The organism is Mesoterricola sp. MK458 (genome assembly GCF_055384935.1).
The window spans coordinates 2,123,936-2,149,456 of record NZ_AP045075.1 but is presented as its reverse complement, the minus strand read 5'-3'; the positions used below and the strand labels follow the sequence as shown (position 1 = coordinate 2,149,456).

General features: G+C 68.2%; 24 protein-coding genes and 2 tRNA genes. 11 read left to right on the top strand and 15 right to left on the bottom strand.

Annotated features, from left to right (window positions below):
• Nucleotides 1-156: 156 nt before the first annotated feature.
• A complete protein-coding gene (locus ACZ5LB_RS09465; RefSeq protein WP_464605946.1) occupies nucleotides 157-3,075 on the top strand; it encodes a PAS domain-containing protein in 2,919 nt (972 codons plus the stop codon).
• Nucleotides 3,076-3,333: 258 nt separating this feature from the next.
• On the opposite strand, the gene ACZ5LB_RS09460 is transcribed toward ACZ5LB_RS09465, so the two are convergent.
• From ACZ5LB_RS09460 to ACZ5LB_RS09450, 3 genes are all read right to left on the bottom strand, one after another.
• On the bottom strand, nucleotides 3,334-3,951 hold the full coding sequence (locus ACZ5LB_RS09460) for a DUF6036 family nucleotidyltransferase (RefSeq protein ID WP_464605945.1): 618 nt from the start codon (nucleotides 3,949-3,951) through the stop codon (nucleotides 3,334-3,336).
• Nucleotides 3,938-4,792 carry a helix-turn-helix domain-containing protein gene (locus ACZ5LB_RS09455; protein ID WP_464605944.1) on the bottom strand — a complete coding sequence of 285 codons (855 nt, stop codon included), beginning with the start codon at nucleotides 4,790-4,792 and terminating at the stop codon, nucleotides 3,938-3,940. Before ACZ5LB_RS09455 ends, ACZ5LB_RS09460 begins: the two co-directional genes overlap by 14 nt.
• A gap of 232 nt (nucleotides 4,793-5,024) precedes the next feature.
• On the bottom strand, nucleotides 5,025-6,509 hold the full coding sequence (locus tag ACZ5LB_RS09450; RefSeq protein ID WP_464605943.1) for an OmpP1/FadL family transporter: 1,485 nt from the start codon (nucleotides 6,507-6,509) through the stop codon (nucleotides 5,025-5,027).
• A 163-nt stretch (nucleotides 6,510-6,672) separates the two neighbouring features.
• Here ACZ5LB_RS09450 and ACZ5LB_RS09445 point away from each other — a divergent pair, with 163 nt between their 5' ends.
• The gene (locus tag ACZ5LB_RS09445) at nucleotides 6,673-7,350 is read left to right on the top strand and encodes a TetR/AcrR family transcriptional regulator (RefSeq protein WP_464605942.1); all 678 of its coding nucleotides are present in this window, start codon (nucleotides 6,673-6,675) and stop codon (nucleotides 7,348-7,350) included.
• A 16-nt stretch (nucleotides 7,351-7,366) separates the two neighbouring features.
• On the opposite strand, the gene ACZ5LB_RS09440 is transcribed toward ACZ5LB_RS09445, so the two are convergent.
• Entirely contained in the window at nucleotides 7,367-8,347 is a 981-nt protein-coding gene (locus tag ACZ5LB_RS09440; RefSeq protein ID WP_464605941.1) for a hypothetical protein, read from the bottom strand.
• A gap of 288 nt (nucleotides 8,348-8,635) precedes the next feature.
• Here ACZ5LB_RS09440 and ACZ5LB_RS09435 point away from each other — a divergent pair, with 288 nt between their 5' ends.
• The gene (locus tag ACZ5LB_RS09435; protein WP_464605940.1) at nucleotides 8,636-10,873 is read left to right on the top strand and encodes a M4 family metallopeptidase; all 2,238 of its coding nucleotides are present in this window, start codon (nucleotides 8,636-8,638) and stop codon (nucleotides 10,871-10,873) included.
• On the opposite strand, the gene ACZ5LB_RS09430 is transcribed toward ACZ5LB_RS09435, so the two are convergent.
• From ACZ5LB_RS09430 to ACZ5LB_RS09420, 3 genes are all read right to left on the bottom strand, one after another.
• The gene (locus tag ACZ5LB_RS09430; RefSeq protein ID WP_464605939.1) at nucleotides 10,863-11,696 is read right to left on the bottom strand and encodes a methylated-DNA--[protein]-cysteine S-methyltransferase; all 834 of its coding nucleotides are present in this window, start codon (nucleotides 11,694-11,696) and stop codon (nucleotides 10,863-10,865) included. The genes ACZ5LB_RS09435 and ACZ5LB_RS09430 overlap by 11 nt on opposite strands.
• Before the next feature lie 59 nt (nucleotides 11,697-11,755).
• On the bottom strand, nucleotides 11,756-12,622 hold the full coding sequence (locus ACZ5LB_RS09425; protein WP_464605938.1) for a PIG-L deacetylase family protein: 867 nt from the start codon (nucleotides 12,620-12,622) through the stop codon (nucleotides 11,756-11,758).
• A gap of 75 nt (nucleotides 12,623-12,697) precedes the next feature.
• Complete coding sequence (locus ACZ5LB_RS09420; RefSeq protein ID WP_464605937.1) at nucleotides 12,698-12,955, bottom strand: sensor histidine kinase; 258 nt, start codon at nucleotides 12,953-12,955, stop codon at nucleotides 12,698-12,700.
• A gap of 130 nt (nucleotides 12,956-13,085) precedes the next feature.
• On the opposite strand from ACZ5LB_RS09420, the gene ACZ5LB_RS09415 reads away from it, so the two are divergent.
• The 6 genes from ACZ5LB_RS09415 (at nucleotide 13,086) to cmk (ending at nucleotide 18,672) form a co-directional block, all read left to right on the top strand.
• Nucleotides 13,086-13,802: an exonuclease domain-containing protein gene (locus ACZ5LB_RS09415; protein WP_464605936.1), complete on the top strand. Its 717-nt coding sequence runs from the start codon at nucleotides 13,086-13,088 to the stop codon at nucleotides 13,800-13,802.
• Nucleotides 13,803-14,086: 284 nt separating this feature from the next.
• Nucleotides 14,087-15,637 (top strand): acyl-CoA carboxylase subunit beta, encoded by a 1,551-nt coding sequence (locus ACZ5LB_RS09410; RefSeq protein WP_464605935.1) that lies wholly within the window; start codon nucleotides 14,087-14,089, stop codon nucleotides 15,635-15,637.
• A gap of 8 nt (nucleotides 15,638-15,645) precedes the next feature.
• The gene (locus ACZ5LB_RS09405; protein ID WP_464605934.1) at nucleotides 15,646-15,978 is read left to right on the top strand and encodes a cupin domain-containing protein; all 333 of its coding nucleotides are present in this window, start codon (nucleotides 15,646-15,648) and stop codon (nucleotides 15,976-15,978) included.
• Between the two features lie 5 nt (nucleotides 15,979-15,983).
• Nucleotides 15,984-17,471 carry a pyruvate carboxylase subunit B gene (locus tag ACZ5LB_RS09400; protein ID WP_464605933.1) on the top strand — a complete coding sequence of 496 codons (1,488 nt, stop codon included), beginning with the start codon at nucleotides 15,984-15,986 and terminating at the stop codon, nucleotides 17,469-17,471.
• A gap of 4 nt (nucleotides 17,472-17,475) precedes the next feature.
• Complete coding sequence (locus tag ACZ5LB_RS09395) at nucleotides 17,476-17,952, top strand: acyl-CoA carboxylase biotin carboxyl carrier protein subunit (protein WP_464605932.1); 477 nt, start codon at nucleotides 17,476-17,478, stop codon at nucleotides 17,950-17,952.
• 60 nt (nucleotides 17,953-18,012) lie between these two features.
• A complete protein-coding gene (cmk, locus tag ACZ5LB_RS09390) occupies nucleotides 18,013-18,672 on the top strand; it encodes a (d)CMP kinase (protein WP_464605931.1) in 660 nt (219 codons plus the stop codon).
• A 769-nt stretch (nucleotides 18,673-19,441) separates the two neighbouring features.
• Here the strand turns inward: cmk and ACZ5LB_RS09385 are convergent.
• From ACZ5LB_RS09385 to ACZ5LB_RS09350, 8 genes are all read right to left on the bottom strand, one after another.
• The gene (locus tag ACZ5LB_RS09385) at nucleotides 19,442-19,864 is read right to left on the bottom strand and encodes a DUF6526 family protein (protein ID WP_464605930.1); all 423 of its coding nucleotides are present in this window, start codon (nucleotides 19,862-19,864) and stop codon (nucleotides 19,442-19,444) included.
• 15 nt (nucleotides 19,865-19,879) lie between these two features.
• Complete coding sequence (gene mog, locus ACZ5LB_RS09380) at nucleotides 19,880-20,407, bottom strand: molybdopterin adenylyltransferase (protein WP_464605929.1); 528 nt, start codon at nucleotides 20,405-20,407, stop codon at nucleotides 19,880-19,882.
• A gap of 66 nt (nucleotides 20,408-20,473) precedes the next feature.
• Nucleotides 20,474-21,928 (bottom strand): trigger factor, encoded by a 1,455-nt coding sequence (tig, locus tag ACZ5LB_RS09375; RefSeq protein ID WP_464605928.1) that lies wholly within the window; start codon nucleotides 21,926-21,928, stop codon nucleotides 20,474-20,476.
• 40 nt (nucleotides 21,929-21,968) lie between these two features.
• Nucleotides 21,969-22,053: transfer RNA gene (locus ACZ5LB_RS09370), tRNA-Leu, on the bottom strand.
• Between the two features lie 24 nt (nucleotides 22,054-22,077).
• Nucleotides 22,078-22,154, bottom strand: a tRNA-Arg gene (locus ACZ5LB_RS09365).
• A gap of 46 nt (nucleotides 22,155-22,200) precedes the next feature.
• Complete coding sequence (locus tag ACZ5LB_RS09360; protein ID WP_464605927.1) at nucleotides 22,201-23,157, bottom strand: adenosine deaminase family protein; 957 nt, start codon at nucleotides 23,155-23,157, stop codon at nucleotides 22,201-22,203.
• Nucleotides 23,158-23,159: 2 nt separating this feature from the next.
• Complete coding sequence (locus ACZ5LB_RS09355; RefSeq protein WP_464605926.1) at nucleotides 23,160-23,453, bottom strand: FYDLN acid domain-containing protein; 294 nt, start codon at nucleotides 23,451-23,453, stop codon at nucleotides 23,160-23,162.
• Nucleotides 23,454-23,524: 71 nt separating this feature from the next.
• Complete coding sequence (locus tag ACZ5LB_RS09350; RefSeq protein WP_464605925.1) at nucleotides 23,525-24,553, bottom strand: hypothetical protein; 1,029 nt, start codon at nucleotides 24,551-24,553, stop codon at nucleotides 23,525-23,527.
• 123 nt (nucleotides 24,554-24,676) lie between these two features.
• Here ACZ5LB_RS09350 and ACZ5LB_RS09345 point away from each other — a divergent pair, with 123 nt between their 5' ends.
• Both ACZ5LB_RS09345 and ACZ5LB_RS09340 read left to right on the top strand, forming a co-directional pair.
• The gene (locus ACZ5LB_RS09345) at nucleotides 24,677-25,030 is read left to right on the top strand and encodes an STAS domain-containing protein (protein ID WP_464605924.1); all 354 of its coding nucleotides are present in this window, start codon (nucleotides 24,677-24,679) and stop codon (nucleotides 25,028-25,030) included.
• Nucleotides 25,031-25,465: an ATP-binding protein gene (locus tag ACZ5LB_RS09340; RefSeq protein ID WP_464605923.1), complete on the top strand. Its 435-nt coding sequence runs from the start codon at nucleotides 25,031-25,033 to the stop codon at nucleotides 25,463-25,465.
• The last annotated feature ends 56 nt before the right edge of the window (nucleotides 25,466-25,521 follow it).

Below are 25,521 nucleotides of genomic sequence, written 5' to 3'. Positions count from 1 at the left end.
CGCCCTATGGGGAAAACATCTAAGCCATTGCGCACTCAAAAGAGGGCGGTTTGCCCCCCAGGGCCGGGTCCTGGGCGCGCGGTTTTGCATCCGTTGCATATTCTGCGAAGCTTGGGCAATCCCGGGCCGCGAAGGCGGCCCCACGGACCGAACCCCATGCGCCTCGATATCCCCCCCATGCTGATCGACCGCCGGGAATCCTCGTCCTGGGTCCGGACGCTTGCGCTGCCCGCGGTCCTGGCCCTGGCGTTCATCGGGGTCGCCAGCCTGCTCATCGGCCGCATCCAGGGCGAGGACGCGCGCCGCACCCGGTCGGCCGTGGAGGTGGGCGGGAGGGCGGTGGGCCAGAGCCTGGCCCGGGCCCTGGAGGACGACGAGAACTACCTGGAGGCCCTGGCCGACGCCTGGATCCGGGATGCCCTCCCGGAGGAGACGTTCCGGTTCCGGGCAGGGCGCTTCGTGGCCGACCATCCTGAACTCCTCAACCTGACGCGGGTGGACCCGTCCCTGACCATCCGGGACGTGGCCCCCCGGGAAGGCAACGCCCAGATCCTGGGCCTGAGGCTGACCCTCCCCGAGCCCTTGCGGGCGGCCACCGCCGCGCGGGAGGGGCGGCGCCCGGTGCACACCCGCCCCTTCACGGCCATCCAGGGGCACCCGTCCCTGGAGATCTGGGTTCCGGTGTACCGCGGGGAGACCTTCCTGGGGCTCATCGCCGGCGTCGTTTCCGTGGAACGGCTGCTGGCCGCCTCCATGCCGCCCTCCCTGGCGCAGATGCAGCGTTTCGAACTCCGGGGGGACGCGGGGGACCTGCTGGCGGAATCCACCTCCGCCCCTTCCCCCCGGCCCGATATCCGCAACTCCGTGACGCTACCCGTCCCGGGCCTCACGCTCACCGCGGCGCCCCTGACGGAGGACCGGGTCCGGGCCGGCACGCTCCTGCTCCAGCTCCTTTGCGCGGGCCTGGCGGCCGCCATCGGCTGGGCCCTGTGGCTGACCCGCCGCGACGGGGCGCGGCGGAAGGTCGCGGGCCAGAACCTGCTGCGCATGGCCCAGATCCATGCGGCGCTGGGCCAGGTGAACCAGGCCATCATCCTGTCCCGGTCCCAGGACGAGCTGCTCAAGCGCATCTGCAGGGCCATGGTGGAGTTCGGCCAGCTGAGGATGGCCTGGATCGGACGTCTGGACCCGGAGCGGCGCCGGGTGGAGATCGTCTGCCAGGAAGGGGACGTGAACCGGTACACCGAGGCCATCGAGATCCGCATCGACGAATCGCCCTGGGCGGAGGCGCCGTCGGCGCGGGCCATCCATGGGGGGACCCCATTCATCGCCAACGACTTCCTGGCCGCCTCGGCGGGCGCGCCCTGGCAGGCCGCGGCCGCCGCCCAGGGATTCCGGTCCGCGGGGGCCTTCCCCATCCTGAAGGGGGGCGCCATCTGGGGCGTGCTCGCGGTCTACTCCTCCGAGCTGAACTTCTTCGGGGAGCACGAGATCGGGTTGCTGGACAAGGCCGCCGCCAACGTCTCCTTCGCCCTGGACCACCTGGAGGGCGAGGCGCAGCGGGCCCGCGCGGAGGAATCGCTCCGGGTGAACGAGGAACGGCTCCGCAACGCCCTGGAGGGCGCCAGCGACGGCATCTGGGACGTGGACATGACCACGGGCGGCGTGTACCTCAGCCCCCGGGGCTGCCAGATCCTGGGTTTCCAGGGCGACGAACTGCCCGCCGTCATCCGCGTGTGGAACGAGCTCGTCCACCCCGACGACCTGGAGGAGACCCGACGGAGCCTCGCCGCGTACCTGGACGGCGGGCGGGATCTCTTCCAGGTGGAGCAGCGCCTGCGGACCAAGGATGGCGGCTGGAAATGGATCCTGACCCGGGGCAAGGTGACCCGGCGCGACGCCGAGGGGCGCCCCATGCGCATGACGGGCACCCACACGGACCTTACGGAGCGCAGGGCCATGGAAGCCGAGCACGCCCGCATGGAACGGGAGCTCCACCACGCCCAGAAGCTCGACAGCCTGGGGGCCCTGGCGGGGGGCGTGGCCCACGACATGAACAACGTGCTCACCGCCATCCTCAGCCTGGCTGAGACCCTTTCGTTCTCCTTCCCGGAGGAGGCCCCCCAGGCCAAGGCCCTGGGCACCATCATCCAGGCCACGGAACGGGGCAAGGGCCTGGTGAAGAGCCTCACCCACTTCGCCCGCAAGGATCTGGCCGACGCGGCGCTCCTGGACCTCAACGACCTGGTGCGCCAGGAGGAGGGAATCCTCCGCCGGACGCTGCGCCAGAAGGTCTCGGTCATCGTGGACCTGGAGGAAGGACTGCCCCGGATCCTCGGCGAGGCCGGCCTCCTGGGCAGCGCCATCATGAACCTGTCCATCAACGCCCGGGACGCCATGCCCGAAGGCGGGGCCATCACCCTCCGGACCCGCCGCCGGCCCGGAGGTGTGGAACTGGAAGTGGCGGACACGGGCCAGGGCATGGCGCCCGACGTCCTGGCCCGGGCCACGGAGCCCTTCTTCACCACCAAGCCGGTGGGGCAGGGCACGGGCCTGGGCCTGGCCATGGTGTACAGCACCCTCAAGGCCCACGGCGGCACCCTGGATATCCGCAGCGCGCCCGGGGAGGGCACCACGGTGGTCCTGCGCTTCCCCGCGGCCCCCGAGCCCCCGGGAGCGCCCCCTGCCGCCGATCCCGCCCAGACGCCCTCCCGGGCCCCGCGGCGGCTGCTCCTGGTGGACGACGACGAGCTGATCCGGTCCTCCGTGCCCGCGGCCCTGGCGCGCCAGGGCCATGCCGTGGAATCTGCCGGCTCCGGCGCGCGGGCCCTGGAACTCCTGGAAGGCGGCCTGGACCCGGACCTGGTGATCCTGGACTACAACATGCCCGGCATGAACGGGGCCGAGACCCTGGACCGCATCATGGCCCTGCGCGGCCGGATCCCGGTGATCGTCGCCACGGGCTTCGTGGACACCGAGCTGTCCGAGGCGCTGGCCCGCTGGCCGAAGGTCCTTTGCCTTCCCAAGCCCTTCACCACCGAAGCGCTCCAGGCGGCCATCGACCGGCTTACCTGAATGCGACTCGGGCTCTGCGAACAAGCAGGGCGGGGTTAAATTTCTTATAAGTGCAATAAAAAATAGGATTGCACCCCGGGCTCATGGCCTGTGCCCCGGATTCTCGTCCCGGAGATTGGCGCTCTGAACGGATTGTGCCAATCGGATCGGAAAGACCATCGAAAATCTGAAACGCTGGGGCGCAGGCTCGAATCCTCTCATCGCGTCCAAAGGGTGGTTATTCAAGTCCGTTCAAACGCATGGCACGGCACCAAAAAATCAGTCCTCAATATCATAAGGATTGGCTCGTAGGTCCACCGGGGTTTCCGGCACCAGGAAGATATCCCGTTCGACTTGGTGAAAGTGCTCCACGAACTTGGGGTAGTCATCTGCGAAAGCTTGTCCCCGGCAGTGATCGATGGCCGACAAAAAGCGATCCAGGAAATGGTCGTGGTCCAGCTTCTGGAATTGGACCATGGCCGCGAGGTCTGCCTGATCGTTGCCATTGAATCGCTTCAGCTTGGTAACACACACATCCGTGATGTCCATGACCTCGACTTCAAAACAGCTGAGAGCGGAGGAGAATTCCAGAAGCGGGCGATAGGTCACGGCGCTTGGCATGAAGAGAATCCCACTGGGCACGATATCCAGGTAGATACCGTGGCGATTCGCCAAGCCGGTTCCCTTTCCGCCGAGAGCGAGCAATTCGGATTTGATGCCTCGATGGATCGGCGCGCTCTCGAGCACGTCTCCATTCTTTGTGCCGCGAATGTAATCGGCCTGGATCATGAGGGCCATCGAGCCCAGGATCCGCAGTCGGACCTTCGGCGCCTCGGCCGGCCTTTGGGCGATGTAGAGCCTGTCGAGGTCCTGCAGGAATATTTCAAACGGTGTCATTGGAATTCCGGATTTCGTTGAGGTTCAAGCCCGCCTTCAGTGCCTCGATGAAATCCTGGAGCTGAAGGTTGGAGACGACGCCCCAGCGCCTGCTGACGGGGTCCGCAGAGGACCAGGTGTTGCGGATCGTCCGCCAGGACTGGGCCTTTCTTCCAAGCACATCCAGGTGGGAGAGGGCCTCCTCCCACCCCGGGCCCGCTCCGGGGGCCTCAGGAACACCAGGCCACCCATCGGTAACGGGCCCCCGGACCACCAGAAAATTCCGAAGGCTGGTTTCAGCCTGACGAAGCGGCCTCGCATCGTGGCTGGCGAGCCTGCCTGAAAGTTGGCCAAGGGCATCAGCCACGTTCTCCAGAGCCCATCCAAGGCGGTTCTGAAGGCCGTAGTCGGTGAATCTGGCCCAGAGCCGTTTCAGGTCGACCTGGTCGTGATTCCGGGCGAGGACCGGTGCAATGGCTGTGATTTGACGCGGATTCCGGCCATCCAGGAGGACTTCCCGCAGGGTGGTTTCGACATCCTGGTTGAGAGCGCTGGGCAGGACCCGGGGATCCTGGAATAGGTGTTCGGCCCCCTGCTGGGCAAGGGCCCGCTGGAACTCTGCTTCCGGATCCCGCTTGCCCAGGGTGAAAGCCTGGGGCACTTCGTTGAAGATCTTGAGGACCTCCAGGAGTTGCTCAGCGGTGAGGGAGCCTTCGCCCCTCTCCACATACGAGAGCCAGGCCTGGGAAACCCCGAGCTGCCGGGCGAGGTGGGCCTGGGACAGGCTGCGAGCCTTTCGCAGTTCGCGAAGCTTTTGGCCGATATGCCTTCTCAGCTCGGGTTTCCAGGTCGATCCAATCATTTCACTGATGGCTCCATCAAATTCATTATAATTATGCTTTCTTGCCTAATTTTATCAATCCCAAAATCGCGTCCGGCTCCCCTCCTCCAAGGCAACGCGTTCGCACCGGACCGCACACCGAATGGAGTCCGGGGCCCAGACAGGAACGGGCCCCATTTCGGGGCCCGTCTTGTATCCAATTCTGGAAAATCCGCACCGCCTTCCGGAGACCGGGGCGGGGTCTGCAACCGTCCTAGAAGGACCAGCGGGCCTGGAGCGCCCAGATGTCGATGGCGTTCTTGAAGGTGCCCGAGAGGTTTCCCTTGATGTAGTCCGAGGACAGGGGGTTCGTGCCGCCCTTGAGGTCGACGGTGGAATCCTTGGCGATGATGTGGGTGTACCCGAAGTCCAGGGTGAAGCCCTTGCTGAACCGGTAGCCCGCGCCGGCGGAGATCCAGGTGCGGTCGGCGTCGGGAATGCGGGGGGTGCGGAAGGTGTCGTCCACGGGGGCCGAATCCATGGCCAGGCCCATGCGCCAGGTCCAGGCGCCGCCGGGACGGTAGGTGGCGCCCACGGCGACGAAGGTGCTGTCCTTCCAGTTCTCATTGGTGACGTTGTCGCTCTGGGTGGCGGGGTTGCGGAACTTCAGGCGCAGTTCCTGGAATTTCGACCACTGGGTGCGCTCCACCTCGGCGCTCAGGGTGACGGCGGGGGTCACCTGAACGTTCAGGCCCAGGGTGATCACGGCCGGAAGGTTCAGCTCGGCGGTGACGGGGCCGTTGGCGGTGCCGGCGGTGAAGGCCGCCGCCAGGCCGTCCAGGTACGCCTTCTTGGTGGCGCCGGGGTTGATCTGGTAGAGCGCGGCCAGCCCCATGGGAACGGTGGAGGGGATGGAGAAGGTGGCGTCGCCCTTGATGTTCTCCTTGATGGCGGACTGGTAGCCCATCCCGATGGAGATGTCCTTGGTGGGCTCGAAGAGCAGGCCCGCCTTGAAGCCGTAGCCCCAGGCGTCGCCCGTCACGGTGACCTTGCCGTCGGCGGCGCCGGGATAGACCACGGGGCCGCCGGTGAGGGGGTTGGTGTTGGTGATGCCCGCGGGGGCCAGCTGGGCGACGCCCATGTAGGCCTCGTAGCCGAAGTCCACGGCCTGGCTGAGTTCCGCCTTGGCCCGGCGGGCCACGAAGGAGACGCCGCCGCTCCACTTCTCGGAGAAGCGGAAGGCCACGGTGGGGGTGATGTCCACGGTCTCGAGCTGGCTGCGCAGGCCGTGGTAGCGCCCGATCCAGTTGTCGTCGTACTGCGTGGTGAGTCCGTAGGGGACGTTCACGGAGAGGCCCACCTTCAGGCGGGGGTTCAACGACCACATGGCGTAGAGCGTGGGGGTGACGGCGCTCTTGGCGGCGTTGCCGGTGGAGGCCGGGCCGGAGATGGCGCTGAAGGGCGAGGCGGCGGGGATGCCGGCCCTGCTGGCGGCGCCGTTGCTGAACTTGGTGGAGGGCAGGATGTTGGTGAAGCCCACCTGCAGCTGGTTGCCCTCGAAGCGGTTGAGCACGGCCGGATTGAAGAACATGCCGCCGATGTCGGTGCTGCCGGCGCTGATGCCCGCATAGGAAAGGCCCTGGCCGCTGGCGCCCTGTTCCCGGAGCTGGAACCCGGAGGCCATGGCGTGGGGCGCCGCCGCCACGAGCAGGAGGGCCACCGCTGAAGCGGACAGTGAAACGCGGGAATGATTGGACATGCTATAGGCTCCTTGGTCCTTGTGGCGTGAAATCACGCTTTTTGCCGAATGGGCAGGCAGAACGGTAAACCTTATCAAACCGCACGGCGCGGAGCCCTTTTAAATTCCTTTTGGAGATCAATCTAATTGACCGCGGGTCAGTATTATCAAGATCGAGGTTTCCATGCGGCGTGCGTACCGACCCGAAGAGAAGGAACTGCGGCGCAAGGCCATCCTTGCCGCCGCGGCCCAGCTCCTGGGCGCCTGCCGCTACCAGGACCTGCGCATGGTGGACCTGGCCCGGCGGCTGGGCATGGGCAAGGGCACCCTCTACCTCTACTTCCCCACCAAGGAGTCCCTCTTCCTGGCCGTGCTGAAGGCCGAGATGGGCGGGTGGTTCCAGGGGGCCGCCCAGCGCCTGGAGGCCATGCGCCCCGGTGAGGACCCCGGGCGGGTGGCCGCGTCCCTCGTGCGCGAGCTCCTGGACCGGCCGCTCCTTCCCAGCCTCCAGGCGGCGGTGCACGGCGTGCTCGAGCAGAACGTACCGCGGGAGGAGACACTCGCCTTCGCGCGGTTCCTGCAGGACGGCGTGAACCGCGTGGGCGCCAGCCTGGAACGGGCCGTCCCGGACCTAGCCCCCGGCCGCGGCGCCCAGTTCCTGCTGCGGTTCTACGGGCTGGTCATCGGTTCCCAGCTCATGTCCGGGCGGCCCCCGTCGGTGGCCGAGGCCCTGGCGGAACCCGGGCTCCACGTGTTCGACTTCACCTTCGAAGGCATCTTCACCGGGGCGGTGGTGGACCTTCTGAAGGGGATGCTGCAGGGGGAACCGGCCCTGGCGTGCCAGGCGGCGCCCGCGGAGTGAAGGCCGGAGTGGGGCCTCAAGGCTTCGGTGAGGACCCCGGAAGGTAGGAGAGGGGCACCCGCAGCGGTTCGTCCTGGCCCCGGAAGCGGAGCACCAGGATCGCCCGGGCCACCTCCGGGGCGGTGCGGCGGATGGCCAGGCGCTGCTCGGGCGCGGCACCCGGGATGGGCCCCACCTTGAAGCCGGCGCCTTCCACCTCCGCGCCTTCGATGACGAAGGGCTTGCCGTCCCGGGCCTTCAGGACCAGGTCCTGGGCGGGCGCCGCCGGATCCAGGAACACCACGCGGCTGGGGAGGGCCTCGATGGGGTGGTGGAGCTTCCAGTCCAGGTAGAGGGTGAAGGCGGGCTGCTGGGGCGCGCTGGTCTCCACCTGCAGGGTCTCCAGGCCCAGGGTGGCCCCGGGCGGGATCCGCGCGGGCCGAAGCGTCACCAGGAGGCGCGAGGCCGGCGTGCCGGGGACCACCTCGGTCTCCAGGTAGGGCGCGACCTCGCCCGCAAGGCGCAGGGCGGTGGGCTGGCCCGTCTCGCGGGTGAAGGTGAAGACGGCCTGGGGGCTCTCGTGGGGCGCGACGGTACCCAGGCTCTTGCGCAGGGCGTCGACGGTGAGGTCGGCGCGCACGTCCATGGCCACGGGCAGCCGGTATTCCCCCTGCCCGGGATCATCCGTGAGAAGCCGCACGTTGCGGGCCTGGTGCCCCACGAAATCCGAGGGGTCCACCGTCAGGGTCAAAGCCAGGCTCTGTCCGGGCGCGAAGGGCCCTTCCAGCGCCGGCCCGCGCACGGCGACCCCCGGAGAGAGCTCCCCCACGCGCAGCGCGATGGGGCCGTCGCTGACGTTGGTGAAGGTGTACTCCACGGTGCGGACCTCGCGGGGCCCGGTGCTGCCCAGGTGCACGCGGCCCGCGGGCTTCACCGCGAGCCGGGCCGGGGCCACGGCCGCGAGGGGCGCGGCGAGGACCAGGAGAAGGGGGAGGGCGAAGGGGATGCGCATGGACATTGGGTTTCCCGGGAATGGTTGGCGTCGTGTGCATCGGGGGACGAGGCAGTATCACACGCCGCGAAGGGTCGGGCCAGCGTTCTATCTCGTTCATTTACAATTGAATACATCCCCATCTTTAATTGCGATTTCACATTAATTAACACGCGTCCCGCGGGGGAATCTCTGATGATCCTTTCAGGTCATTTCTCCATCGTCCATAGTCCGCGTGCCGCAGGCGATTCCCGCCTTCGGCCGCACCTCCAGTAGCCGCTGGAGCCCTCCAACCCAACCTCGCGGGAGCATCGCATGGTTTCGAGTCGCTGTACCTACACCGTTCTCACCCTCGCCCTGGTCGTGGCCCCGGCGTTCGGACAGGAGGCTGAGCATGGCCGCCTCATGAACATGCGCGCCGCCCTGGGCCTGGACGCCCAGCATTCCTTCGCCCAGCGCAACATCCTCCGTGACGAGAAGGGCCGCACCCACGTGCGCTTCCAGCAGCACTACCAGGGCGTCCCGGTGTTCGGCGGCATGGCCATCACGCACACGGAGGCCTCCGGCGTGGAGCGCGCCATCACCGACCACCTGGTGCGCCACATCGCCATCAACGTCCAGCCCAACCTCGCGCCGGCCGAGGCGGTGGCCGTGGCCCACGGGCGCCTTTCCCCCCGCGGCGCCTACGCGGTACCGCCCACCGCCAAGCTGGTGATCTATCCCGTCAAGGCCGTGGCGGCCAAGGCGGGCCGCCTGCGGGCCTCCAACGCCGAGGACTTCGAGGAGCAGGTGCTCGGGCAGGTCCTGGCCTACCACGTGCACACCTCCCTGCGCAACGAGGACGAGACCCGGGACACCGACTACCTCGTCGACGCCCACACCGGCGCGATCCTGGAATCCTGGGACGACCTGCACACCACCGCCGCCGTGGGCTCGGGCAAGTCGCAGTTCAGCGGCACCGTGGCCCTCAACACCAACCTCAACGGCGCGTCCTACGAACTCAAGGACACCGTGCGCGGCATGAACATCGCCACCTACAACCTGAACCACGCCACCAGCGGCACCGGCACCCTCTACACCGACGCCGACAACGCCTGGGGCGACGGCACGAACTACACCGGCTCGACCACCTCCACCACCGGCGCCACGGGCCAGACCGCGGCGGTGGACGCGCACTACGGCGTGGGGATCACCTACGACTTCTACAAGAACATCCTGGGCCGCAACGGCATCGACGGGGCCGGCAAGGCCACCTATAGCCGCGTGCACTACAGCAAGAGCTACGACAACGCCTTCTGGGACGACGCCTGCTTCTGCATGACCTACGGTGACGGCAGCTCCTTCAAGAGCCTCGAGGCCCCCGACGTGGCCGGCCACGAGATGAGCCACGGCGTCTGCGCCTCCACCGCGAACCTCACCTATTCCGGCGAGTCCGGCGGCCTGAACGAGGCCAACTCCGACATGTTCGGCAACATGGTCGAGCTCTACGCCCGCAACGGGTTCGCCATGCCCGCCACGGTGGCCAACACCGACGCCTGCTGGACCGTGGGCGAGCAGCTCTCCTCCACCCCCCTGCGCTACATGTACAAGCCCAGCCTGGACGGCAGCAGCCCCAACGCCTGGTCCTCCACCGTCAAGAACCTGGACGTGCACTACAGCTCGGGCCCGGCGAACCGCATGTTCTTCTTCCTGAGCCAGGGCGCCAGTTCCAGCAGCACCAGCAACTACTACAGCTCCTACGCGCCTTCGGGCTTTGCCGGCATCGGTCCCGAGAAGGCCATCCGCATCTGGTACAAGGCCCTCACCAGCTACATGACCTCGAGCACCAACTACGCCGCGGCCCGCACCGCCGCCCTGAACGCGGCCTCGGACCTCTACGGCGCCGCCGGCGCCGAGTACGCCGCCGTGCAGAACGCCTTCGGGGCGATCAACGTGGGCGCCCTGGCCTCCACGGGCGTCTCCGTCGCGGTCACGCCCGGCTCGGCCACCCTGGCCCCCGGCGCCACCCAGCAGTTCACCGCGGCCGTGAGCGGCAGCACCACCACCACCGTCACCTGGACCTGCACGGGCGGCACCGTCACCACGGCCGGTCTCTACACCGCCCCGGCGACGGTGGGCACCTACACCGTGACGGCCACCTCCACCGCCGACACCAGCAAGTCGGCCTCGGCCACCGTCACGGTCGCCTCGGGCTCGGCCACCTACGCGGAAGTGGAAAGCAACGGCACCCTGGCCGCCGCCAACGCCGTGGGCAACGCCGTCACCAAGATCACCGGCTTCGTGGGCACCACCACCGACGTGGACTACTTCAAGGTCGCCGTCAACGCCGGCGCCACCCTGACCGTCAAGATGACCGGCCCCGCCAAGGACTACGACCTCTACCTGTACAATTCCGCCGGAACCCAGGTCGCCAGCAGCACGGGCTCCTCTTCCACGGAATCCGCCACCTACAAGAACACCGGCGCCGCCGCGGCCAACTTCTACATCAAGGTCAACGGGTACAAGCGGGCCTACTCCACCACGGCCGGCTACACCCTCACCCTCACGCGCTGACGCGCGCCCGCTCCAGGGCGAGCATCACCCGCTTGCGCCCTTCTCCCCAGTGGTAGCCCCCGAGGGCCCCTGAGCCCTGGATGATGCGGTGGCACGGAATGAGCCAGGCGATGGGGTTCCTGCCCACGGCAGCCCCCACCGCCCGGCTCGCCCCGGGTGCGCCCAGGGTGCGGGCCAGGTCGCCGTACGAGAGCACGCGGCCCTCGGGAATGGCCAGCAGGGCCTCCCACACCCGGAGCTGGAACGGGGAACCCTGGAGCAGCATGGAGAGGGGCTTTCCCGGCTCGCCCCGGAAGCGCGCCTCCAGGACCCCGGCCAGGTCCGGGAGCGCCTCGCGGCGGAACTCAGCGCGGGGCCAGCGGTCCCGCAGCTCCGCCAGGGCGGGGCCGGGGTCGTCCCCCTCGAGGAAGGAGAGCCCGCACAGGCGCCCGTCCAGGGCCGCGAGGAGGGCCGGCCCGAAGGGCGTGGGCGCCACCGTCCAGGCCACCCGCACGCCGCTGCCGAGGTCCTTGAACTGGCCGGGCGTCATGCCCTCCAGGGTCAGGAACAGGTCGTGGAGGCGGCTGGGGCTGGACAGCCCCAGCTCCACGCTGGCTTCCAGCACGGAGCGGGAGTCCCGCAGGAGGTCCCTGGCTTCCTGGAGGGTCAGGTACTGGAGGAACCGCTTGGGGCTGATGCCCGCCCACCGCTGGAACATCCGCTGGAAATGGAACTCGCTCACCCCGGCCTGGGCGGCAACGTCCGAAAGGCGCGGCTGGTCCCGGACGCGTTCGCAGAGGAACCGGATGGCCCTGGCGCACCGCGTGAAATCGCTCTCGGACATGGCAATCCCTCCGGAACCCAGCTTCGGGCCACCGGAGGGAGGTCGCAATCCGGATCTTGCTACGGAATCCGGAAGATGGCGGCAAGGTCGCCGCCCGTGGGGATGATGCGCCCGGCCTTGAGGCAGGTCTCGAAGCCGCCCCGCACCCAGTCCCGGACCCGGTAGAGGGTGGCGAAGTTCCAGGCCGGGGTGGCCTCGCCCTGGCCGCCCACGATCTCGCCGCCGCGGCGGACGTTGTCCGACATCCAGGAGGGCAGGGTGAGGTGGTAGGGGTTGCGCACCACTTCGCCCTTGTGGAAGGACGTGGCCGCAACCAGGTCCGCCACCTCGCCGGGGGTGGACTGGATCATGAGGTTGGGATCGGTCATGGGGTGCCAGTACTCGGTCTCGATGACGCGGCACTTGAAGGCGGGACCCAGGGTCTTCAGGGCGTCCACCACCAGATGGTGGGTGCCCAGGTGCGTGCTGTTCCAGTCCTGGTCGTGGGGGATCACGACCAGCGTGGGGCGGTGGTAGGAAAGGATCTGGGCGATGGTCTCCACCGAGGTGGCCCAGCCGTCGGGGTTGCCGCCCCGGGTCTTGGGATTGACGCTGGCGAGGCCGTTCTGCCGGGTGGTGATCAGCTCGAAGCCCAGGAAATGGCAGGCCCCGTACATCTCCTGGAGGCGGGCCTCCTGGCGGTCCACGCGGCTGCCCTGGGTCACGGCCACCACGCACACGCGGTAGTTGAGCTCCCGGCGCAGGCGCAGGGTCAGGGCGCCGGTGATGGATTCGTCGTCGGGGTGGGGGGCGAAAACCAGCACGCGGGGGGCGTTGTCCATGAGCCGGGGCGCGGGCGCGGGCGGCAGCTCGCCCAGGGGCATGGCCCGGGCCTCCTCCTGCAGCTTGACGTATTCCTCAACGTAGTGGGTGTAGGGATGACTCACGGTCCTTACTCCTATGCCAGACGGATACCCATGAATACCACGATGCCCGGGGCCGGGCACCCTCTTATTGGATGCCTAACCCGGGAGGCTTTCCAGCGCTTTATCCAGCAGTCCGTTCATTTCCGAACACTGTTTCTGGATCCGCGAGGCGATCCGGGCGGTCTCGGGCGTGCCGCAGGTCTCCTCCAGGAGCTGCGCCATGAGGAGGATGCTGTTGAGGGGGTTGCGCAGGTCGTGGGCCAGCCTGCGCAGCGTCTGGCGGTGGTCCGCCCTCGCCTCGGCCAGCGCGGACACCCGGCGCGTCTGGGTCATGTGGAGGATTCGGGTTTTCATGGCACCTCCAGGGCCGGTTTATGGCTAAGAGCGTAGGACCATTCACTAATTGTTCAACCCAAACCTCGCGCCCGGGTCCCGTCCGACGGGAACCGTTGCGCCGGGGGCCCATCCCTGGCTGAATGGCGTTATGACTTTCGCCGACTTGACCTACCTGGTCGTGGACACCGAGACCACCGGGCTCAGCCCCGCCACCGACCGGGTCGTGTCGGTGGCCGGCGTGTGGGTGCGGGCCGGGGAGGGCCTCCTTCGCCGGGAGAGCTTCCTGGTGGACCCGGGCATTCCCATTCCGCCCGAGGCCTCGGCCATCCACCACATCGTGGACCGGCACGTGGCCGGCGCCCCCGCCCTGGCCGAGGTGCTGCCCGTGTTCCAGCAGGGCGACTTCGACGCCTACGTCGCCCACAACGCCGCCTTCGACTTCGGCTTCCTGCCACGGGCCGGGCGCCCGGTCCTTTGCACCATGCGTCTGGCCCGCAAGGCCTGGCCGAAGCTCGGCCGGTATTCCAACCAGTACCTGCGGTACCGCCTCCACCTGGAGGTGGCTGAGGCCGAGGGCCTGCCGGCCCATGAAGCGCTTTCCGACGCCCTGGTGACCAGCCACCTCCTCCTGCACGAACTGGAATGGCTCCGGGAGAATCCCCAGCCCGGCGTGGAGACCCTCCAGGACCTCATCGCCTGGGCCGAGGCCCCCAGCCTGCTGGAGACCTGCCAGTTCGGGAGCAAGCACCGGGGCGTGCCCTGGGCCCAGGTGCCCCGGGACTACCTCGCGTGGATGAAACGGGAGGTCAAGGACATGGACCCGGACCTGCGGCACACCGTGGACCATTACCTGCAGCGGGTCTGACCCGGGTTGTGCATTCCATCACCAATTGTCCAGGCGTCAGATGCCGGCCCCGGGCCGCTTTGCGGGTCTCCCGCATATAAGATGAATATTAATTGATCTTATCAAATGAAATCCGCGCCGCCGCTCATTCGATCCTGAAGCGAGGATTCACCGGTATTTTCCAGGCTCGCGAATTTCCCCTGACCCTACAATAGCGGTTCGAGGGCAGATCAAGGTCTGGTGGAGCCCCCGCCCTGGTTGGCGCGGCTCTGCCCCCACTTTACCGAAACGCTTGGAGGAAGCGGATGGACACCAAGGCCAAGAAGGAGATGCTCGAGAAGCTGCGCGGGGAGGCCCTCCTCGGGGGCGGCCAGGACCGCATCGACGCCCAGCACGCCAAGGGCAAGATGACCGCCCGCGAGCGGGTGGAGGCCTTCCTGGACAAGGGCTCCTTCCGGGAGCTGGACGCCTTCGTGGCCCACCGCACCCACGACTTCCAGATGGACAAGAAGACGTTCCTGGGCGACAGCGTGGTCACCGGCTGGGGCCAGGTGGAAGGGCGCCCCGTCTATGTCTTCAGCCAGGACTTCACCGTCCTGGGCGGCAGCCTGGGCGAGGTGCACGCCGAGAAGATCTGCAAGGTGATGGACCTGGCCGTGAAGAACGGCGTGCCGGTGGTGGGCCTGAACGACAGCGGCGGCGCGCGGATCCAGGAGGGCGTGGTGAGCCTCGGGGCCTACGCCGACATCTTCCTGCGCAACACCCTGGCCTCGGGCGTGGTGCCCCAGATCAGCGCCATCCTCGGCCCCTGCGCGGGCGGCGCCGTGTACAGCCCGGCCCTCACCGACTTCATCATGATGGTGAAGAAGACCAGCCACATGTTCATCACCGGCCCCGACGTGGTGAAGACCGTCACCCACGAGGACGTCTCCATGGACGACCTGGGCGGCGCGAGCATCCACGCCAGCAAGAGCGGCGTGGCCCACTTCGTGGCCGAGGACGAGAAGGACGCCCTGGCGGGCCTGCGCAACCTGCTGTCGTACCTGCCCGCCAACAACATGGAGGACGCGCCCCGGGTGGACACCGGCGACGACCCCGCCCGGCGGGAGGAGGCCCTCAACACGATCGTCCCCGACGATCCCCGCAAGGCCTACGACATGCACGAGGTCATCGGCCACGTGGTGGACAACGGGGAGTTCCTGGAGGTCCACGCGGCCTTCGCGGGCAACATCATCGTGGGCTTCGCCCGCATGGACGGGCACACCGTGGGCATCGTGGCCAACCAGCCGATGGTGCTCGCCGGCGTCCTGGACATCGACGCCTCGGTGAAGGGGGCGCGCTTCGTGCGCTTCTGCGACGCCTTCAACATTCCCATCATCACCTTCGAGGACGTGCCCGGCTTCATGCCCGGCGTGGACCAGGAGCACCGGGGCATCATCCTCCACGGCGCCAAGCTGCTCTACGCATACTGCGAGGCCACGGTGCCCAAGCTCACCGTCATCACCCGGAAGGCCTACGGCGGCGCCTACGACGTGATGAGCTCCAAGCACATCCGCGGCGACTACAACGTCTCCTGGCCCACGGGCGAGATCGCGGTCATGGGCCCCGACGGCGCGGTGAACATCATCTTCCGCAAGGAGATCGCCGAGGCCGCGGACCCCGCCGCACGGCGGGCCGAGCTCATCGAGCTCTACAAGGACAGGTTCGCCAACCCCTTCGTGGCCGCGGGCCGGGGGTACCTGGACGACGTGATCGATCCCGCCGACACGCGCGCCCGGCTCATCGAGGCGCTGCGGATCTCCCAGAACAAGCGCGATTCGAACCCTCCACGCAAGCACAGCACCATGCCTTTGTGAGGTGAGAGATGGGCAACAAGACCAGCATCAAGGAACTCGCCAAGCACCTCGCCACGCCATACAGCCACCTGGAGCTGGGCCAGGTCAACGACCACGCCGCCTACGTCATGAACTTCAAGGACGTGTTCCCCTTCCACCGGCACATCCAGGACGAGCTGTACCTGGTGCTCCAGGGGGAGATCACCATCCGGTTCAAGAACGCGGCCCCCATCCGCCTGCGCAAGGGCGAGAGCACCGTCGTCCGGGCCTACACCACCCACTCCTCCGAATCCCTGGAGGGGGCGCTGGTGCTCATGGTCAAGCCCAAGGAAATGTTCCCCCATCCCTCTGAAGTGGAGTAGCGCACATGGCAGCCACCCCCCTGATGATCTGCGAGACCCTCCTGCGGGACGCGCACCAGAGCCTCCTGGCCACGCGCATGCGCACCGAGGACATGCTTCCCCTTTGCGAAGCCCTGGACGATATCGGCTACTGGTCCCTGGAAGTGTGGGGCGGGGCCACGTTCGATTCCGCCATCCGGTTCCTGGGCGAGGATCCCTGGGAGCGCCTGCGGGCCCTGAAGAAGGCCCTGCCCAGGACGCGGCTCCAGATGCTGCTGCGCGGCCAGAACGTGGTCGGCTACAAGCACTACCCCGACGACATCCTGGAGCACTTCGTGGGCCTGGCCCGGAAGAACGGCATCGACGTGTTCCGCATCTTCGACGCCCTTAACGACCTGCGCAACATGGAACCCGCCATGCGCTTCGCCAAGGCCGCCGGCGGCCACGTGCAGGGGACCATCTCCTACACCATCAGCCCCTTCCACACCGACGCCGCCTTCGTGCAGATGGGCAGGGACCTCAAGTCCATGGGGGCCGATTCCATCGCCCTCAAGGACATGGCCGGCCTGATCACCCCCTACATCGCCTACGACCTGGTCAAGGCGCTCAAGGAGGAGGTGGGGCTTCCGGTGCAGCTGCACACCCACTACACCTCGGGCTTCGGTTCCGCGGCGCTCCTCAAGGCGGCGGAGGCCGGCGTGGACGTGGTGGACACGGCCATCTCGTCCATGTCCATGTCCACCTCCCAGCCGCCCACCGAGACCATCGTGGCCGCCCTCAAGGGCCAACCCCGGGACACGGGCCTGGACCTGGGCAGGCTGGCCGACATCAGCCGGCGCATGGAGAAGGTCCGGAAGAAGTACGTGAGCTTCGAGGCGGGCGTGGCGGCCGTGGACGTGAACGTGCTCCAGTTCCAGGTGCCCGGCGGCATGCTGAGCAACCTCGTGGGCCAGCTCCGGTCCCAGGGCGCCATGGACAAGTACTACGACGTGCTGGACGAGATCCCCCGGGTGCGCAAGGAGATGGGCTATCCGCCCCTGGTGACCCCCTCCAGCCAGATCGTGGGCACCCAGGCCACCCTCAACGTGGTGCTGGGCGAGCGCTACAAGGTGATCCCCGAGGAGGTGAAGCAGTACTTCCGGGGCTGCTACGGCAAGCCCCCCGCGCCCATGGATCCCGACATCCAGAAGCTGGCCATCGGCAGCGAGAAGCCCATCACCTGCCGCCCCGCCGAGCTCCTGGAGCCCGGGTGGGAGGTCGCGAAGAAGGAGATCGGGGACCTGGCCGAAAGCGACGAGGACATCTGCTCCTACGCCCTCTTCCCCCAGATCGCCAAGCCCTTCCTGGCCCGGCGCAGGCAGGGCATGGGGGGCAAGGAGGAGGTGGCCGCGGCCATCGCCGCCGCGCTCTTCGCCCAGGCCGATGCCAAGGCCGTCAAGCCCGCCGCCGGGCCCGCGCCGGCGGCTTCCATGTGGAAGATGGCCGGCAGGACCGGCGCCCAGAGGGGATGGTGATCCGATGCCCACGAAATTCAAGCTGACCCTGGAAGGCAACGCCTACGACGTGGAGCGCCGCGATGGCCTCATGGTGGTCAACGGGGTGGAGTTCGCCCTGGCGGCCAAGGAGAACCAGATCCTGGTCGCCGGCACCCCGCACACCGTCAAGCTCGGCGCCGGAACGGCCGAGGTGGACGGCATCACCTACGCCATTTCCGCCGAGGGCCTGGAGGAACCCGCCCCGTCCAGGGGCCGGCGCACCGCCAGTCCCACCGCCGCCGCCGAGGCCGGCGCCCTGGTGGCCATCATGCCCGGGCTCATCATCAAGATCCTCAAGAAGGAAGGGGACCGGGTGGAGGCCGGCGAGGTGATCCTCGTCCTGGAGGCCATGAAGATGCAGAACGAGCTCCAGGCCAGGGCCCCGGGCGTCATCCGCCAGATGAACGTCAAGCAGGGCGACAACGTGGAGATGCGCCAGGTGCTCTGCGTCATCGAGTAGGGAGCCAAACTCCGGGAAGTGAGTCAAACTGGACATCTTGACTCACCCCGGAAGGACTCCATGGCCAACACGCTCCCCGTCATCGCCCTCGACGGCCCCTCCGGGGTCGGGAAGTCCACCACGGCCAAGGCCGTGGCCCAGGCCCTGGGCTGGCAGTACCTGGACACCGGGGCCATGTACCGGGCCACGGCCCTGGCCCTGCGCCGCGCCGGCGTGGGGCTGGAGGACCGCGAGGGGCTGGAGCGGGCCCTGGCCGGCCTGCGCATCCAGCAGCGGGGCACCCGGGAGTTCCTGGGCGACGAGGACGTGAGCGACGCCATCCGCTCGCCCGAGGTGAGCCGCATGGTCACCCCCGTGTCCGCGGACGCCCGCGTGCGGGAGGTGCTGGTGGACCAGCAGCGCTCCATCGCCGGCTCCGGGGGCTGGGTGGTGGACGGCCGCGACATCGGCACCGTGGTGTTCCCCGACGCCTGCTGCAAGGTGTTCCTCACCGCCAGCGTGGACGTGCGCGCCCGGCGCCGGGCCCGGGAACTGGAGGCCAAGGGCACCCCCCAGCCCCTGGCGGAGGTGGCGGCCGACATCCAGCGCCGGGACCTGGCCGACTCCACCCGGGCCGTGGCCCCCCTCCGGAAGGCCGAGGACGCGGTGGAGCTGGATTCCGGCGGGATGAGCCTGGAGGAAGTGGTGAAGTGGATTGTGGAACTCCACCGGCGGCACTGACGAAAGTTGAAAATTTTGTAATTGGTGTGGCAACTTATGCATGCGAGGTTTTTAAATTGCTTGATTATCCTCGCATTGATATTATTTTGAGGTATTTTAGGTAAACTACTATTACGCAGAGGACGCCGAGGCGCAGAGTTGCGCAGAGGCGGCTTCGCATCCTTGGCGCCGACCCATGCCGCCCAGGCCCTGCCCGCTGGCGCGGGCTGCGTCGCTTGCGCGACGCACGGCAGGGCGCGCTGGTCCTGCCGCATGCAAGCCTGTGGAGGACCAGCGCGCCCTGCCGTTGGCTGGCCTGGGCTCATCGTACTGGAGGAAAACCGGCCCCGCGAACGTTGGCGGGGGTTGCCCCGGGCGAACCGGGGCGCTACGGGCTGGAATCAGCAACCTACACCTGATTGGTAGTTGGAACCGGATTCTACGCCAAACGCTGCAGGGCCTAATACGCCCATTCCGCTCCAAGCGGCAACACCCACCTATCGGACATTGGCAACATCCATCAAGCCCAGGCCCGTCAAAGGCAGGGTGCGCGGGTCCTCCGCAGGCTCGCATGTGGCAGGACCCGCGCACCCTGCCGCGCGCCGGCAACGGCGCGGTCCGCGCAGCGGACAGGGCCTGGGCGGCATGGGTCGGCGGTCTTGATAGCGAAGCCGCCTCTGCGTAACTCCGCGCCTCGGCGTCCTCTGCGTACGGGTTTTTTAGCCGAACTTGCCGACCCCAACAAATTCCATTAGCGCCAGTTCAACTATTCTTACCGAAACCCCACGCCTCAAACCCGGAACTCATCCCCCCGCCACTCCTGGATGCGCTTCTTAATCGCCTCCCCCCCCAGATCCTCCGCCAGGGCCTCCCTGACCCGGGCCTCCAGCTCCGCGTCCGAAGCGAACCGCAGGGCCACGAACTGACCGGGCTTGAGGCGCGCGATCTGGGCGTGCATGGGCTCGGGGAGCAGGGCCTTCATGCGCAGGGTCTCCTCCAGGCGGATGACCCGGTCCTGCACCCGCAGGGCGTAGATCCGGGTCTTGACCAGCGTCAGAGCCACGAGCGCCAGGAGAAGGATCTGGTACCAGGCCCCGGCGTGGCCGCGGATGGCGCTGAGGACGGCCATGCCGATGCAGACGAGCAGCAGCCCGAGACCCCCGTAGTGGTACCCGGGATCCATGCGGCGGTGGGTGGCGTAGGACTGGGTCATGGGGGCTCCACAGAGTCAACGTGCGGGACGGAAGGCCTTGAGCACGGCGGGGTCCGTCTCCAGGATCGGGCCTCCGGCGAGCTCGATGCAGTAGGGGATGGCGGGGAAGACGGCGTCCAGGCATTCCCGGATGGACTTGGGCCGGCCGGGGAGGTTCACCACCAGGCTCGAGCCCCGGAGGCCGGCCATCTGGCGGCTCAGGATGGCGGTGGGGACGTACTGCAGGGACACGGCGCGCATGCGCTCCCCGAAGCCGTCCAGGATGCGGGGGCACACGGCCCGGGTGGCCTCGGGCGTCACGTCCCGGGGCGAGGGGCCCGTGCCGCCGGTGGTGAGCACAAGGCAGCAGCCCTCGTCGTCGCACAGGGCCTTGAGCGTGGCCTCGATGACGGGCTGCTCGTCGGGGATGACGTGGTAGCGTTCCTCCCACGGGGTGGTGAGGTAGGCCTTGAGGGTGTCCCGGATGGCGGGGCCGCCCAGGTCCTCGTAGACGCCGGTGCTGGCGCGGTCGGAGATGGTGACGATGCCGATGCGAGGTCTCATGCCGCTATCCTACCCCAAAACGCGCGAAGGGCGCCCGGAGGCGCCCTTCGGCGGAGACGGAAGGTCCTACTTGTGGTCGTGGTCGCAGTCGGGGCCGTGGACGTGCTCGGCGGCCTGGACGGAATCCGGGGACCCGCCCTCCTGGTGCTCCAGCTCGCCGCCCTCGAGGCCGCCGGCGTCGAAGCGGGCGGCGGGGATGCCCGCCTCGCGGCGGCGCTCCAGCTCCACCAGGGCCGCGAAGGCGTCCTTGTCCAGCAGTTCCTCGGCGACGGTGGCGGAGGCCACCATCATCTGGAAGATCTTGTCGGTGCGCACCCGGCCCTTGATCTCGGTGGTGGAGCCGCGCTTCTCGAGGCTGGCCTTGAAGGCCTCGAAGGGCTGGGGAACCTTGTGCTCTTCCATGATGGCGCGGATCTCGGCGTCGATCTCCTCGTCGGTGACCTGGAGGTCCTCGGCGTTGCCGATGGCCTGCAGGAGGTAGCCGGAGCGCACGGCGCGCTCGGCGTCCTGCATGCGGCTCTGGCGGTAGCCGGCCCAGTTGATGTTCTTGGGATCCACGCCCTGGCGGGCGGCCATCTCCGCGAACTCCTGGCAGTAGTCGTCCAGCTGGAGGCTCACCATGGAGGCGGGCACCTCGAAGGGGGAGGCGTCCAGGAGGGTGTCCAGGAGGGTGGCGTGGAGGCGGGCGACGGCGTCGCGTTCGGCGGCCTCTTCCAGGTCCTTCTTGACGAAGCTCTTGAGGTCCTCCAGGCTCTCGTGGGCGCCCAGGTCCTTGGCGAACTCGTCGCCCAGCTCAGGGATCTCCCGGGCGCGCAGGTCCTTGAGGGTGGCCTCGTAGGCCACGGCCTTGCCGGCCATGGCGCGGTTGGGGTCCTCGGCGGGGATGGTGATGGAGAACTTCTTGGTCTCGTCGGTCTTCATGCCGAGGATCTCGCCGTCGAAGGGGCGGCCTTCGGCCAGCTGGATGACCTGGTCGGTGTAGTTCACGGGCTTCATGCCCTGGGGTTTGACCTTGATGTCCAGGGTGGCGTAGTGGCCGACGGCGGCGGGGGTCTCCTCCACGGGGATGAACTTGGCGTGCTGCTGGCGCAGGGACTCCAGGTGCTCGGCGACGGCCTCGTCGTCGATGGCCCGCTTCTTCTTGGTGACGGCCAGGCCCTTGTAGGTGGGCAGCGCGACCTCGGGGGCCACGTCGAACTGGGCGCGGAAGACGCCCTCGGCCCCCTCCTTCAGTTCGAGCTTCTCCAGGGCGGGGCGGGAGATGGGGGTGGCGCCGGCCTGGGCGGCGGCGGCCAGGAAGTGCCGGGCGATGAGGTTCTCGGCCACCTCGGACTGGATCTCGCGCTCGTAGCGCTTCATGAGCACGTCCTTGGGCGCCTTGCCGGGACGGAAGCCGGGCACCTTGACCTTCGGGGCGATCTTGGCGAGGACCTTGCCGAACTCCTCGTTGACCTCGGCGGCCGGGACCGTGACGTCGATGGACTTCCGGGTGGAGGTGTGGTGCGTGAGGCTGGACTGCATGGGTGCTCCTGGAACAGGGTGAAGTGCTTCGGGCGGGTGTTGGTGCGAATGGCGGGACTCGAACCCGCACGGTGTGAACCGCTGGAACCTAAATCCAGTGCGTCTACCAGTTCCGCCACATTCGCAAAGACGTTGGTGCAGGTTCCTCGTGGTGCGCCCGGAGCGACTCGAACGCCCGACCCTCAGGTTCGAAGCCTGATGCTCTATCCAGCTGAGCTACGGGCGCACAACGAAACCGCTATTTTGCCATGAAACCGGCGGGAGTTCACGCTTCAATCGCCAGGGCCGGCGAGGCACCACGCGTCGGCCCGGGCGTTCCGGGCCAGGTCCTGCAGGTCGGAGGCGGACAGCCCCATGTCCTGGGCCGCTTTCCACTCGCCCGGCAGGTCGGTGGGGATGATCCCCGGGTCATCGGTACCCAGGGCGCACCGCACCCCCGCCTGGAGCAGGCGGGGCAGGGGATGGGGGCCCAGGTCCGGCACCAGGGCCCGGTTGGAGGTGGGGCACACGTCCAGGGCGATCCTCCGGTCCACCAGCAGCTCCACCAGCGCCGGATCGGCCGCCGCCCGCACGCCGTGGACGATGCGCTCCACGCCGGCGTCCAGGATGGCGTCGCGGACGTTCTCCCCGGGGCCGTTCTCGCCGGCGTGGGCGGCCAGGCGCAGGCCGGCCCGGCGGGCCCGCTCGAACACCGGGGCCCACTGGCGGAAGGGGACCCGCTCCAGGCCGCCGGTGGAGAAGCCCACCACCCAGGCGGGCCGTTCCGGCAGGACCAGGTCCAGCACCTCATGGCCGTGATCCACGCCGAAGTGGTTCACCGCGTCGATGATCACCGCGACGCGGACGCCGGCGCGCCGGGCCTCCCCGATGCCGTCGTCCATGCCCCGCCACAGCTCGTCCAGCCGCAGGAAGGCGGCCTGCTTCACCAGCAGGTGCGGGGAGACCCAGAGATCCACGCCCCGGGGCGTGCCGGTGTCCCCGCCGAGGCGGGCGGCCGCGGCGCGCACCGCGTCCCGCACCGCGTCCGCGTCGCACAGGAACCGGCAGCCGAAAAAGAAGGCTTCGATGAAGCCTTCAAACGGAACCGCTTCGCCCCGCCACAGGGCCTCCAGGGGCTCCGGCAGCGTCAGTCCCCGCTCCCGGGCCCGGTCCCGCACCCACCGCGGATCCAGGCCGCCCTCCAGGTGGGCGTGGCGGTCGATCCCAGGGCAGGCGGGCACTCCGGTCATACCTATTCGTCGTAGTCGTCCATCTGGAGGTCGCCGGGGTCCACGCCCTCGGCGCGCGCTCCGGAGATGCCAAGGCTTTCCTCCAGGGTGTCCTCGGCGGCGGGGTCCACTTCGCCTTCGGGAATGAAGTCGTCGTCGATGGCCAGCGCAACCTTCTCCTTCTTGGCGGCCTTGGGCTTGGCCGGGGCTTCCTTCTGGTTCGCGCCGCACTTGGGGCAGAGCGCCTCAGGTTTCGTGAAGTCGTAGAACTTCGCCCCGCATCCGAAGCAGGTCCATTTCTTTCCAAGATTCGCCATGGCTTCCTCAATCCCGTTTAAGGGTCAAGGATTTACCATGATTCCAGGCCCGTGTCACCAGGAAGAATGGCCTAGTGCGCGCCCCAGGGAGCGGGCCCCAGCCGCGAGGGGTCTCCTGCGCATAGCTGCTGGACAACCGTTTGGTAGAAAATGCGATGCTGGTTTTCAAGATCGAGCCCGTACCTTTCCACGAAGGAGGCCCGGCTCCGGTCCAGCTCGTCCTTCAGGACGGGGTAGAGGCTGCCGTCCTGCTGGCCCTGGGTGACCTTGGCGGGGAAGTAGAGCTCGATGTCGCCCACCAGGACCCGGGCGCTGCGCTCGGCGTTCATGCGCACCCGCGGGTCCAGGGCGGCGCCCTGGGGCTCCGCGATGGCGTCGGGAATGCGCTGGGTGAGCGTGGAGGGGTGGGACTCCACCGGAGCGGTGCGCTCCTCCTCCTTGACGCCGGCCAGGTAGGACAGGCGCGCCTCGGCGCCCAGGGCCAGGGCCCGCACGTGGCTGGGGTGCTGGATGGCCGGCAGCAGACCGCTGTCCACCAGGAGCAGCGCCACGATCTTCTTGCGCAGGCGCAGGGGGAGGATGAGGATGTCCCGGGCCTGGAAGCGGCTCAGGGGGGCCAGGAGGGCCTGGTAGGCGGGGCCGGGCCCGGCCACCAGGTGGACGCGGCCGCCCAGCAGGTCCTCCAGGTCCGGAGGGGGGACGACCGGGCTGCCGGCCTTGGGGGACTCGCCGTCGAAGCCCCGGTGGGCGTAGACGGTGGCGATGCCCTGCTTGAGGACGAAGAGGGCGCTGCGTTCCACGAAGCGCTGGGTGGCGTCCAGGAGGTGCTTGAGCACCTCGCCCTGGGTGTGGGCGTTCTCCAGGAGGTCCAGCCCCGCGCCCAGGTCCCCGTCCGTGGGCGGGGGCGGGGGAGGCGGTTCGGGGGCCGGCTCGGGTACCGGGAGGGCGGCCAGGATGGACGCCATCAAGGTGTCATCGGGGGCGAGGCGGGGGATGGCCTCGCTCCAGGCGAGCATCACCTGCTCGAGGAGGGCCTGCTGTCGTTTGTCGGCCCACTGCTGCAGCAGATTCTTCAGGGAGGCCTGCGCATTCTCGTCCATGTCATTCCCGATTTGAGGCCATGGTACCCCAAAACCCGCCGGTCCAACCCCCGGCTGGCAATTATTCCGCCGGGGCGATAGCATTCACCCAGGTATCCAGGGCCCTACATGGAGCGAACAGGCATGGCCGATCTTTTGATCCAGGTGCGAGAAGTGGACGGTGTCGCGGTGATGCGGCCCGAGGGCTTCATCAATGCCCACACGGTCCGGATGTTCGAGGACGCCCTCGAGAAGCAGGTGGCCTCGGGGCGCTTCACCATCCTCCTGGACTGCCAGGCCCTCAACTACATCAGCTCGGCCGGCCTCGGAGCGATCATGGGCCTGATCGAGACGGTCCGGGAGAACGGCGGGGACATCCTCCTCTGCAACCTCCACGAGAACGTCTTCGCCATCTTCGACACCCTCGGGTTCACCCAGCTCTACCGGGTCTTCCCCACCGAGGCCGAAGCCTTCCAGGCCATGGCGGGGAAGGGCTGAGTGCGGGCCGCCCCCGATCCCGAGAGCTTCCGGCTGGTCATTCCCAGCCAGACGCGGTACCTGAACCTGGTCACGGGCCTGGCCAAGCGGGCCTCCCTGGCCGCGGGCATGGACGACGCCACCGCCGCCAAGGTGTCCATCGCCGTTGACGAGGCCGTCACCAACGTCATCATCCACGCCTACCGGGGGGAGAGCACCCACCAGGTGGAGATCGAGCTGCGGTTCCGGGAGGAGGCCCTGGAGATCCGCATCTGGAACACCGGCACCGGCCTGCACGACGAGGACGTGGTGCTGCCCGATCCCAAGGAATACGTCAAGCACCCCCGGAAGGGCGGGCTGGGGCTCCTGCTCATGAGCCGATTCATGGACGAGATCCATTTCAAGGACGCGGATGGCCGCAGCGAGTGCTGCATGATTAAGCGCACTCCCGCCTGATTCGTGGGATTATCAGGGTCTGGAAAGGCAACCGGCGCACGGCCATGCTCACCAGG